The following is a 1,191-nucleotide window of genomic DNA, read 5'->3' as shown; positions in this document are numbered from 1 at the left end:
GCGAGCCCGCGCTGGCGGCTGAACTCGATGAAGCCGGCGGGCGTCACGATCATCGTGACCCCGCCCGCCAGCGCCATCGTGGTCTCGCCGCGGCGCAGCGATTGGACGGCGAGGTGCAGGGCGACCAATGAGGACGAACACGCGGTGTCGACCGTGATCGCCGGGCCCTCGAAGCCGAAGGTGTAGGCCACGCGCCCGGAGGCGACGCTGCCCGCGTTGCCGCTGCCGAGGTAGCCCTCGACGATCTCGGGCACGGACGTCAGGCGCGCGGCGTAGTCCTGGTACATCACGCCGGCGTAGACGCCGATCTTGTGGCCCCGCACCGAAGCCGGGTCGATGCCCGCGCGTTCGAAGGCCTCCCACGACGTTTCCAGCAGCAGCCGGTGCTGCGGGTCCATCGCGAGGGCTTCGCGCGGGCTGATGTCGAAGAAGCCGGGATCGAAGTCGGCGGGGGCGGTCATGAACCCGCCCTCGCGCACGTACGACTTGCCGGGCGTCTCGGGGTCGGCGTCGTAGACGTCCTCGGCGGTCCAGCCGCGGTCGTCCGGGAACGCCGAGATGGCGTCGGTGCCGTCGGCGACCAGCCGCCACAGCTCGTCGGGCGAAGTGACGCCGCCGGGGTACCGGCAGCTCATCCCGACGATCGCGATCGGCTCGTGGTCGCGCTCCTCGAGCTCGTGCACCCGGCCGCGGGCCTCGCGCAGGTCCTTGGCGGCCTGCTTGAGGTAGTCGCGCAGCTTCTGTTCGTTCGACATCCGATGGCTCCAGGCGTGAGTGGTCGTGAGTGGCAAGTAGGGTTAGAACCCGACTTGCCACTCACGACCGGCGGTGCGGTGGTCAGGGGGTGCGCAGCTCGTCGAGGACGCCGAACAGCTCGTCGTCCGTGGCCGCGTCGATGTCGGCGGCCGGGCCGGCGCCGGGCTCGGTGCTCCAGCGGGAGAGCAGTTCCTTGAGCCGCACCGTGATCGCCTCGCGGGCCTCGCCGGTGAACGGCGCGAGCACGGTTTCGAGGCGGCCGAGTTCGGCCAGCGCGGGGGCGAGCGCCGGGGCGCTGTCCGTGCCGAGCCGCTCGGCGAGGAACCGCGCGAGTGCCGTCGCGGTCGGGTGGTCGAACACGAGGGTCGCGGGCAGCCGCAGGCCCGTCGCGGCCTGCAGGCGGTTGCGCAGCTCGACCGCGGTGAGCGAGTCGAA

Annotated in this window: 2 protein-coding genes; both read right to left on the bottom strand. The window is 72.1% G+C overall.

Annotated elements, in window-relative coordinates:
• A partial coding sequence (locus G3I65_RS04195; RefSeq protein ID WP_203612278.1) for a beta-ketoacyl synthase N-terminal-like domain-containing protein occupies nucleotides 1-755 on the bottom strand: 755 nt, incomplete at its 3' end.
• An 82-nt stretch (nucleotides 756-837) separates the two neighbouring features.
• On the bottom strand, nucleotides 838-1,191 hold a 354-nt coding region (locus G3I65_RS04190), incomplete at its 5' end, for an acyl carrier protein (RefSeq protein ID WP_160694912.1).

This window comes from Amycolatopsis sp. SID8362 (genome assembly GCF_010550475.1).
GTDB lineage: Bacteria > Actinomycetota > Actinomycetes > Mycobacteriales > Pseudonocardiaceae > Amycolatopsis > Amycolatopsis eburnea.
This window is presented reverse-complemented; position numbering and strand designations above follow the sequence as displayed.